Consider the following 11,773-nt stretch of genomic DNA (forward strand, 5'->3'; position numbering starts at 1 on the left):
CCCTACGCATCCTTTACAACAAATTTGTAGCCTAACCCTTTCACAGTGACGAGAAATTCTGGTTTTGATGGGACAGTTTCTATTTTCTCACGGAGCCTGCGTATATGAACCATCACCGTGTTGTCAGAACCGAAAAAGTCTTCTCCCCATACAGCTTGATAGAGTGTTTCTTTACTGATCACCCGATTGGGATGCTGCAGAAAATAGGTCATAAGCATAAGTTCTTTAGGTGTTAACTCAATAGCCGCTCCATTTTTGGTGAGCTCGGCTTGTTGTTGGTTTAATTCAAATGGCCCTTTTTTTATCACGGTTCCGGTTTGAGAAGGCTGTAAGTAAGAGACCCGTCTCAGCTGCGCTTTGACCCGGTATGCGACTTCTTTAGGGCTGAAAGGTTTTGTAATGTAGTCGTCCCCGCCGATGGCAAGTCCTACAATTTTATCCGTTTCCTCCCCCTTTGCAGACAAAAAGATGATAGGAATGTGTGAAATGTCCCTTATTTGCTTGCAGATATCATAGCCTTCACCGTCTGGCAGCATGATATCCAATATCACAAGATCGGGATTTTCTTGATGAAATTGAGCCAATCCGTCACGGGCAGTTGAAGCGGTCACTACGCGATCAATGCCTTCTCTTATTAATACGGTTTTGATCAGTTCCGAAATTTCTTTTTCATCGTCTATGATTAATACTTTGCTGTGAAGCCGTGACATATATTGATCACTCCTTGAAGTCATTGTCATTATTATACCCAATGTCAGTGTATCGTTAAAAAACCAACACTTCTCTCCCACAGAAAATAAGCCAATTTTCTTTTTCGAGTAAGAAAATTGGCTTAATGCAATGCTGATGCCTTTAACGCTTTACAACAAATGTTGTCACGCTTTGAGCCGGCAGATGGGCCCAAAAATGATTATCCGTTACTTTGAGATCCGTTCCAGGTTGAAGATTGCTGCTGCTGCTCGTGATCCATCTGGATACTTGCGAAGCAGACCCATTCTGCAACACGAAGTTTTGGTTGACCCCTGTGTTATTTTTATTAATGGCAACAATCACGACTTTATTGTCTCCTTTATAGGCTGACACGTAAACATTCGGTTCAGGATTTTTCGTTGCATCAATCCTTACATAGCCAGGGCGCACAAATTTTGAGAAATGAGCCATATTGTATCCGCGTTTGCTGATCATCCCATCTTCTTTCATAGGGCCGTATGATCTGCGGATGTACCACCACACATAAGCTTGAAAATCTCCCTCTACCATTGAATGATGAATATGCTCTGAAACACCTAAAGCCTCAGGCCAGCGATCCGCTGAATTGTTGTCACTGTTCGGATAGTATACCTCCGTCATCCATAGCTCTTTCCCTCCTCCTTTTTGTTTGAAAAGAGGATAAGGAAACTGACTGACCTGAGTGCCGTACAGGTGGGTTCCGAGGATATCCATATTCCTAAGCGCCTGCGGATCGTTCAAAATGGGATCCGATATATTTTTCAGGTATTGAAATGATTCCGGCGCAATCACACGGGCATTAATGGAACCGGCATTCTCTCTCAGGAAACGCAGGATTTCTTGGGGCGTCCACCATGTCCATTCGTGAGCGTAATCAGGCTCGTTCTGCATAGAAATCGCATACAGATTCACACCATTACTCTTCATGAAATTAACGAAATCGTTAAGATGCTGCGCGTATGCGGCGTACTTATCGTATCTCAGCCGCTTAGCTGATGTGTCACCATTATGATTGAAAGTCTCAACCATATCGTTTGGCGGATTCCAAGGGGAAGCAAAAACGATTGCTCCATGTTTGATCGCACTCTTTGCAGTCTCCACTTCCTTGTACCAATTATTTCTATTCTCATCTACATGAATTCTTAAGACCGAAAAACCTAACTGATTCTGTCCATTGCCAAAAGCGGTCTCCCGTTGAGCCGCAGTCAAGTCTCCAATCCAAGCCGGGTGGTTCATTCCTCCAAAACCGCGAATCACTTGTCTTTCTGCAGATATATTAACTGTTGCATCACTTGCTGCTGAAACTTCAGTAACTCCCGGTCCTAACAGCATGACGGACAGCATTGTGAAACATACCAATAATACACAAATTGGTTTTTTTACGCTCGACATCATTTTTTCCTCTCCTTCATTTGTCTTTTATAGACTTAGAAAACGTACCTTTGCTTATCTTTGTGTAAACTGCCAGTAATCAACATTAAACAAGTTCCCTGTACCAGTTCCGGTAAATACAAAGAATACGTTGTGAACACCGGATGCGCCGCTTACCGCAGTTTCTATTTCTCTCCAGGATTGCGTTCCGCCTGTGGAAGGGACATTCAAGGTTCCGACAAGCTTACCGTTTGCACTGTCTAGTCGCACTTCTATTCTTCCGCCAAGAGCGGACGCTACATTTGCTTTAAACGTCCTGGCACCGCCTGACCCGAAGTCTGCATTTCCAACAGCAATCCAGTCTCCGTTATGAATGTTTGTGACATGTTGATTATTGACCGGCCCGCCGGGTGCAGAGGAATTCTCGGTCAAAATCCGTCCGTTCCAGGCAAACGTTTCCGCTTCTACCCGGTGATATGGATTCAAGTTGGATAGCTGTTTGACACCTGCAAAATTTGCCGCTACCTCTTGCAGGGAGCCATCAGGATTATGCACAAGCTTATTTATATGGGGAGAACGGTATCCTTTGCCGGCCCCGTAAAGAGCGGAGCTGACAGTTTGGGTATGATACACCACATACCACTCGTTTTTAAAATTGAAAACAGCATGGTGATTGTTTCCGCCGCCTCCGAAAAATGCTCCCGGATTTTTCAGAAAGTGCCCTCTATACGAAAAAGAATTCATAGGACTTGAGCTGGTCATATAGCCGATCTCACCTGGAGGTTTATCGGCCGGGTGCGCGCCCCCGAAATTGATACAATAGGAATAGTAATATTTTCCGTTATACTTATGCATTCCCGAATCTTCAAACATAAAAGGCGCATCAATCGCAGATGCACTTCCGGCAACACTGGTCATATCAGGCCCTAATTTCATGACTCTTGCTGTTTTAGGATTGGCCCATTGTCCCTGCGTTGGATTTGAACCGCCCGGAACGCCTCCGCCGGCATATAGGTAACCGGTACCGTCATCATCTACGAATACTGCCGGATCAAAAAGCCATACAACACCGGACATTCCTGGTGTACTTGGCGTCACCAGCGGTTTTCCGATCGGATCTGTCCATGGGCCGGTCGGGCTGTCTGCGGTGAGAACCCCGATACCCCCGCCGCCGTTTGCGAAATAAAGGAAAAATTTATCCTTACCGTTGATCTTTTTCACCGCGGCTGACGGGGCCCATGATGCTCCTGCCCATTTGGCAATCCCCCGGCCGCCATTCACCCCATTGGCACCCGCTGCGGGAATCGCTCCGTGATCTGTCCAGTTCACCATATCCGCTGAAGATATGACGGATATTTTATTCAAATTGGCAAATGAATTATCCTTAATCGTTCCGTCACTGTTATATTCATAGTCATCGCTTGACATATAGATGTAGACTCTTCCGTTATAGGTCAGCGCAAACGGATCCGCGCCCAGATGATGGTCGATAAGCGGATTTGAATTCCCAACATGTTTTGCAATTGGAGTGCTTACCGCATTCGCATATTCCCCAGGTAAACAGCTCAATAATAAAGCAAGAACAAATAAACATACGCTGCACTTTTTCATCAGCTTAACATCCTCCTGTTTCCGCATATTAGGTTTTTAAAAAATATGATAACAACAGGTCATGAAGAATGCGTAAAATGAATGATTTTTAGAGTGAAAACGTTGCAAATATCTGACCCTCTTTTATGAAAAATGCCGCCGATTGCAGTCAGCGGCATTTTGCCCTGAATCACTTACATTTTGTCAAACTTCGTGTCGCCAGCAAACGATCCTATTGACAGTTGTTCTTCAAGAACAAGTCCGTGATGATGCCGTTCTTCAATCCTTTTGATAAGAGATCGAATTGTATCCGTATTTTCTTCGATATTGTGAGGGTCAAAGATCGTCACATGGTCTCCTTTTAATTTGTACTCAAGGTAATGCTGTGCGGTTGATTGCTTCCATCCTCTATCGGTCAACTCGCCGCATAGAAAATGATGAATGTTGGCGTTCACCGCGCCGGAATTGATCAGTTTATTGTGATATGTGAGATAGCTTCTGATTTTAACCTTAATGGAAGGAATGGTTAATAATTCTCTGTAATAATCCGGAATGATATCCAGATTCCGATGAATGATCTCTTCGGTTTCCTCTTCCGAAAAATAATTCACCGAAACGGCTCTTTTAGAATCAAGCATCATAATGTCCGATACGATGCGTCCGCGCTTCTCCAAGGCTTTGGCAACCTCAAAAGCCAAATTCGACCCCGAGGAGTAACCGAGTAAAACAAAAGGCCCTTGTTCCTGAATGCCTATCATGCTTTCTGCATACCGGTCGACGATCTCTTGCTCGTAAGACGGCTCTTCTAAGAAATCAGCGGCATAGACGGTGCAGCGGCCGTCTAGTCTTTTCGCCATTTCATTATAGACCAGCCCGTACCCGATTAAAGGCGGGAAACAGAACAAAGGGATTGAACCGTTCTGATTCATCTTGACGAATACGTTATCCGTCTTGGACTCGAAAACTGCCGCTTGAATGGCGCGTGCCATTGTTTCGATGGTAGGAAAATCGTATACGGCTTGATAATGCATTTTGATTCCCATACGGTCGTTGATTTGATGAATAACTTGCAATACTTTGAGCGAATGGCCGCCAACGTCAAAGAAGTTATCTTTAATTCCCGGGTCACTGAGAGCTAAAATGTTCTTCCATATCTCGGCCAGCTGCTTTTCAATTAACGTTCCGGGCGCTTCGTATTCGGTTCCGGTGAGCCTATTTCCCTCAGGAGCCGGCAAAGCTTTTCGATCGATTTTTCCATTTGCGGTTATCGGCATCTTCTCCATTTGAACAAAGTAAGCCGGTATCATATAAGCGGGCAGTTTGTTCAGTAAATGACGCTTCAGCTGCGCCGTATTTAATGAATCGTCTCCTGACAAGTAGGCGCACAGCTGCTTTGAGCCCTCTTCTTCAATCGCGATGACGACCGCTTCTTTGACAGATTCCGATTGCAATAAAGCCGCTTCGACCTCGCCAATTTCAATCCGGTAGCCCCGGATTTTCACCTGATGATCAATTCTTCCTAAATACTCGATATTGCCGTCAGGCAGCCACCGGGTGACATCTCCCGTTTTGTACATTTTTTCGCCTGCAGCAAACGGGTGTTCAACAAATTTCTCAGCCGTTAATTCCGGGCGGTTCAAATATCCTCTGGCCAGTCCCTCTCCTGCCACATAGAGCTCGCCCGGTATGCCCATTATCTGAATGCGTTGATATTCGTCCAAAATATACGCTTGCAGAGTAGGAATAGGTTGTCCGATGTTGCTTCTGCCCTCGTTAATTTCCCGTTCCGTGATTTCTTTATATGTGACATGAACGGTGGTTTCGGTGATGCCGTACATATTGATTAATTGTGTTAAAGGATATTTAAGCTTCCAGTCTTTCAAGAAGGATGGATTTAACGCCTCTCCGCCAAATATGATTTTTCGGATGTTTAAATTGGATTGGGGATCTGCTCTCTCCTCCTGCATCAGTTGATAAAAATAACTTGGCGTTTGATTTAAAATGGTCACAGCTTCCGATTTTAACAATTGTAAATACCTTTCCGGGTTTTTGGCTATTTGTTTCGGAACAATCACTAATTTGCCTCCATACAGCAGCGCTCCGTACATTTCCCATACTGAAAAATCAAAGCAGAAGGAATGAAACAAAGTCCAAGTGTCCGATGTGTTAAAATCAAAAACATTTTTGTTGTTAAATAACAGACGAACCACGTTTTTATGTTCAATGAGCGTGCCTTTCGGATTCCCCGTAGTTCCTGATGTATAAATCACGTAGGCTAATTGATTTGGCATCACGCTCAGATTGAGATTAGATGGTTCGGCGTCGTATGATGACGGATCGTCAAGGAAGACAGTATGACTTTGATAATCGGTACCTTCCAGAAGATGATGTTGCAATAATAAGATAGAGACGTTAGAATCCTCAAGCATATAATGGATGCGTTCTTTCGGATAATCCGGATCGATCGGTACGTAAACGCCCCCGGCTTTCAAAATAGCAAGGATGCCTATCACCATCTCCGGTGAACGTTCCGCCATAATGCCGACAAGCTCCTCGGCCTGAAGACCTTTGGCAACCAAGGTTCGGGCCAGCTGATTGGCGCGTTCATTTACTACCCGATACGTCAGCTTCTTATCTTCAAAAACAATCGCTGCTTGCTCCGGCGTTCGCTCCGCTTGTTCTTCAAACAATTGATGTATCGTCTTTTCCTTTGGATACTCAGCCGCCGTATCGTTGAACTTATCTATCAGAAGCGATCGCTCATCTGCTGTTACGATATCAAGGTCTTGTACGCGAACTTCCTGATCGTCCGCCATTTGCTTCATGATTTGCATGAAATGCGTCTGCATCCGTTCGACACTTGCTTGATCATAAACAGCGCGGTTGTATACAAAACGAATGTCAATTTCTCCATCCGGCATCACGATAAAAGTAAAGTCGTAATGTGTATGTTCTTCCATATGAAAATCGAGAATGTCTAATGCGTTGTCATCCTGCTTCATATGTTCTATTTGTTTCTCAACCGGGTAATTCTCAAATACCATAATATGATTGATCAACTGCTGCTTTTGCTCAGTTTGAGCCTGAATGTCATACAACGGAAATGTATCATATTTTTGAGAAGCCAGTGCCCGCTCCTGGTTCACTTTCAATACTTGTGCAGCTGTCATTTCAGGCTGCGTATGAATACGTACGGGAATGGTATTTATAAATAAACCGACCATGGTTTCAATTCCTGGAATTTCTGCCGGTCTGCCGGATACGACCGTGCCGAAGACGACATCCTGACTTCCGTTATATCTTTGCAGCAATAAGCCCCATGCGGTTTGTATCCATGTATTGACGGTGACTTGCTGGCGGCTTGCGGCCCGTTTGATTTCGTCTGAGAGCTGCTTTCCTAAATGAAACGTATGCTCTCCTTTTTCGTATCCTTTCGTCTGGTTCGTCTGGCCGGAAGGTTGTTCTTGTAACAAAACAGTTTGCCCTTCATAACCTTCCAAGTAATTACGCCAATAGGCTGACGCCTGTTTGTGATCTTGTTGATCGAGCCATTCGATATATCGGCTGTATGGAGTGACGGCTCCCCGCTTCGGCTGCCTTTGTTCGAGTATCGCATAATAGGTTTCAAACACTTCTTTCGTAACAAGAGGCAAACACCAGCCATCCATTAAAATATGATGAAAGCTCCATATCAATCGCGCTTGGTCTTCCTCTGTCCGCAGGATCGATACGCGCATTAAAGCATCCCGGGTGAGATTGAATCCCCGCGCCTTATCTCTTCTAGCAAAATCGGCAATAAACTCGCTGCGCTGATGACTGTTCATGCTGCGAATATCTTCAACAGCCGTTTCAATCGGCTTTTGCCGGAATACAATCTGCAAAGGCTGATCTTTCCATTCTGTATAAAAAAGAGTCCGAAGAATGTCATATTTTTCGGCCAGATGCGCTAAACTCATCCTGAATGCATCGATATCCAAGAAACCTTTCAGATCAAAAGCGGCTTGTTCAAAGTAAGCTTCGGAAGCCGAATCAATCAAGCTGTGGAACAACATTCCTTTCTGCATCGGGGTTAATGGGTATATATTTTCAATGTCACCGAGATGACTCGTTTGCTGCACAAATTGATCCAGTTCACCGATCGTTATACCTTTTAACGAAATGTCGCTTGGCGTCAGGTGAATTTGATCTTGAGCATCACAATGTGCGATGACTTGCTGCAGGCTGCTTTTTAAGAGATCGGCACAGGCTTCCATTGTTTCTCTTTGATATTGTTTACCGCTATAGCTGATGGCCAGCGACAATCGGCCTTCTGAAATCATGCCGTTGATATCAAGTGTATAGGTCAAGGGGCGATTGTCACTGGCTGTTTTCCCGCTTGAGTAAGGGGATACTTCCATCCTGCCGTTCCGGACATCTTGATCAAATTGACCCAAATAATTGAAACGTATTTCCGGATGTCCGGTCCATTCATTCGCCTTCGGGTGATCGGACAAATATTTGATCAGGCCGTAACCTATTCCTTTTTGGGGGATCTGACGCAAATTTTCTTTCACTGTTTTAATCCGCTCCGGGATATCCTGATCAGCTTTGATTTGAAGCGAAACCGGATATAGGCTTGTGAACCATCCCACGGTACGCGAAATATCGAGATCCGGAATGATAGACTCTCTGCCGTGTCCTTCAAGGTGAATGAGAATGTCTTCATATCCGGTCCAACGATGAACAGCAATTCCCAGACCGGTCAGTAATAAATCGTTCATATCGGTCGAATAAGCCCTGTGAGCGTTTTTTAATAAACGTTCGGTTTCCTCGACGGTCCATTGAACGATGACCGTTTCCTTGTCTTTGGCCAGACCGGTCTCCTGTCCATTGTCCTTTGGCAATGTATGTTGCGGATTATGTTTCTGTCTGAACCAGTATTGATTTTCCGCTTCGAATTCCTGACTTTCTGCATAACGATTCAACTGTTCAGCCCATAACAGGTAAGAGTCCGTTTTCTTCGGAAGCCGGATCGCTTCGCCGTTTTGAAGCTGCTCATAAGCTGCCGCTATATCCTCAAGTAAAATCCTCCACGATACGCCGTCGATGACCAGATGATGAACCGCAATCAGCAAATGATCTCCCTCTTGACACCGGAACAATCCCAGTTTCATGAGCGGTCCTTCGGCTAAATGAATGGATTGCTGAATCTCATTGGAAATGGTTTCTATCGTCTGGGACACATTTTTTTCTTCGCGTAATGAGATCACTTCAAGGCTGAACAGATCACCTTCTTCGATCCCCCGATTTCGGGCTTCATATCCATCTTCTGTCGGGACATAGACCATGCGCAACGCATCGTGATGCTCTGTGATCTTCTTCATGACTTTCCGAAGCTTGGATTCATCCAGTCCCTCTTTCCAATAAAGCATAATCGCTTGATTGTAATGGTGTAATTCCGGGTATTTCTGGTCGAAAAACCAATGCTGAATCGGTGTCAGCAGCGCACGGCCTTTGATTACTCCTTGTTCTGCGATTCGGGTTGCCGGCTCTACGTATGGAACAAGCTCGGAGATGGTTGGGTATTTAAACAAGTGTTTGATTTCAAACTTATACCCGGCTTGGTATAATCTTGAGGACACTTGAATCGACTTAATGGAATCGCCCCCCAATTCGAAGAAATGATCTGAGATTCCGACCCGTTCTAAGCCTAAGACCGACTCCCACACCGCGGCCAGTATTTTTTCCAGTTCTGTTCGAGGAGCTTCATAGTTCATACCTGTAAGATTCTCTCTTGGAGAAGGAAGGGATTTACGGTCTATTTTCCCGTTGAAAGTAAGCGGCATCTCTTCCAGCTGAACGAAATACGCAGGTATCATATAGGATGGAAGCTGCCGGGACAGCTCTTCACGGAGCTCGCCTGCAGTTAAAGCATGTTGTGCGGTATAATAGGCGCACAAGGATGTTTCCCCATCGATTTCCCGGGCGATGACGATGGCTTCTTTGATCGCCGGCAGCTGAAAAAAAGCGCCTTCGACTTCGCCGATTTCAATGCGGTAACCGCGGATTTTCACCTGGTGATCAATCCGGCCCAAATACTCGATATTGCCGTCCGGCAGCCATCTTGCCAAGTCTCCCGTCCGGTATATCCGTTCTCCTGATGCAATCGGATGGTTTACAAACTTCTCGGCCGTCAGTTCGGGACGATTCAAGTAGCCCCTTGCAAGCCCATCGCCCGCTATGCACAGTTCTCCCGCCACACCGATCGGCTGCATATGTTCCAAATCAGCATGTAATATATACAATTGAATGTTGGAAATCGGTTTGCCTATCGGAATCGTTGCATATGTTTCTTCCGTCTGGCAATCAAAGTATGATACATCAATTGTTGCCTCAGTCGGTCCGTACAAGTTGATGATTTGAGCCTGGCTCACCGACATGATGATGCGTTTGAAGCCTGCGACATGTACAGGCTTCAAAGCCTCACCGCTTGCAAACACATGTCTTAATGACGCTAATTTTTGTTTCAACATCCCGCTTGGCTTCTGATCCATGGATTCCAGGAAGGCATGCAGCATCGCCGGTACAAAATGCAGTGTGCTGACGCCTTTTTGTGCAATTGTATCTAAAATCAGCTCGGGATTCTTTTCTCCTCCGCTTGGCAGCAGCACCAGTTTAGAACCTGCCAGCGTCCACCAGAACAGTTCCCACACTGATACATCAAAGGTGATCGCAGTTTTTTGCAGAATCGCATCCCGCTCATCCAGAGGGTATTTTTCCTGCATCCACACCAGCCGATTGATGACCGACCGGTGCTCAACCATAACCCCTTTCGGCTTGCCCGTTGAACCCGATGTATAAATAACATAGGCCAGATGATCCGGACCAGCAGCCGGCTCTACATTCGACCCGTCTTCACAAAAGTTGTGCGGATCTTTCATATCCAGCACTTTTCCCGTAAAAGGTACTCTCTCTTGCGATTGATTCTGCACGAGTAACAACTTCGTATCCGAATCCTCCAATATGTATCGAACCCGTTCCTCGGGATAGCCCGGGTCAATCGGTACATACGCCCCGCCGGCTTTCAAGATCCCGAAGATCCCTACAATCATATCCAGAGAGCGTTCGGCCATAATCCCGACCGGCTGATCCGGCTGCACGCCTTCAGATTGCAGTGTCCGAGCGAGTTGATTCGCCTTTTCATTCAATTCCCGGTACGTCAGACGGCTATCCTCGTAGACAACAGCCGTTTGATCAGGGGTGCGTTCCGCTTGTTCCTCCAAAAATTGATGAATCGTTTTTTCTCTTGGATACTCTGCAGCCGTTTGATTATAGGCGATGAGTTGATTTGTCTCTGAGTCTGACAGAATATTAAGCTGTCGGATCATAAGGTCGGGTTGGAATAACAAACTTGAAAAGACCCGGTTTACATGTTCGATCACTTGCATCATATACTGGCGATCATAAGCTTGTTCATTATAAGTTAACTTTAAATGAATCGAATCATTTTCGATGGAAAACTGAAATAACGTATCAGCAGCAGCCGTTTCTATAAAACGAATGGGATGAAGCTGATCTAGTGATACGATCGTATGGATCATTGGCAAATGATTTGAATCGTAGTTCAGATTTAATGGACCGGCCATTTTATCGAAAGGAACGTGCTGATTTAAGATGGCTCCGTTCAGCGTATGCTTGAATTCATTAAATATGGATTTAAATGTGCTGTCAGCATTTATGTTTTGTTTGATTAACATGACTTGATCTAAACGAAGGTCTTCATCGGTTTCGTCTTCAAAGGCCGGTACACCTACAATAACGCCCTCTTCCCCCGTATATTTGTACAAAAGACACTCGATTCCGACCAGGAGAACCATATAAACGGCCATTGGCGATTTATTCGTCATTTTCATGATGCGCAGGGATACATCGGAGCTCAATGAACTGTGAATCCGGTTGGGTGCACTCGGCGCATCGTGCTCTATTGTTGAGTCCGACATTTGAAACGAAGGGATTGCACTGGGACGATCTTCCGCATCGAACATGCTGCTCCAGAACAACTCCTGTTGCTTGAATTCTGACATTAATATCCCTCCAGTGAGTT

Annotated in this window: 4 protein-coding genes; all 4 read right to left on the reverse strand. The window is 45.3% G+C overall.

Translation table 11 applies throughout. The features are described from left to right. Positions 1 to 2: 2 nt before the first annotated feature. A complete protein-coding gene (locus tag ACWJJS_RS10235; protein ID WP_146276872.1) occupies positions 3 to 710 on the reverse strand; it encodes a response regulator transcription factor in 708 nt (235 codons plus the stop codon). Between the two features lie 142 nt (positions 711 to 852). Beyond that, positions 853 to 2,124: a glucuronoxylanase gene (locus ACWJJS_RS10240; protein ID WP_454023536.1), complete on the reverse strand. Its 1,272-nt coding sequence runs from the start codon at positions 2,122 to 2,124 to the stop codon at positions 853 to 855. A 51-nt stretch (positions 2,125 to 2,175) separates the two neighbouring features. After that, positions 2,176 to 3,714: a glycoside hydrolase family 43 protein gene (locus ACWJJS_RS10245; RefSeq protein ID WP_101563152.1), complete on the reverse strand. Its 1,539-nt coding sequence runs from the start codon at positions 3,712 to 3,714 to the stop codon at positions 2,176 to 2,178. A gap of 170 nt (positions 3,715 to 3,884) precedes the next feature. Then, complete coding sequence (gene bamC / locus ACWJJS_RS10250) at positions 3,885 to 11,753, reverse strand: bacillomycin D non-ribosomal peptide synthetase BamC (RefSeq protein ID WP_454023537.1); 7,869 nt, start codon at positions 11,751 to 11,753, stop codon at positions 3,885 to 3,887. Positions 11,754 to 11,773: the final 20 nt, after the last annotated feature.

The organism is Bacillus sp. JK106 (assembly GCF_053663355.1).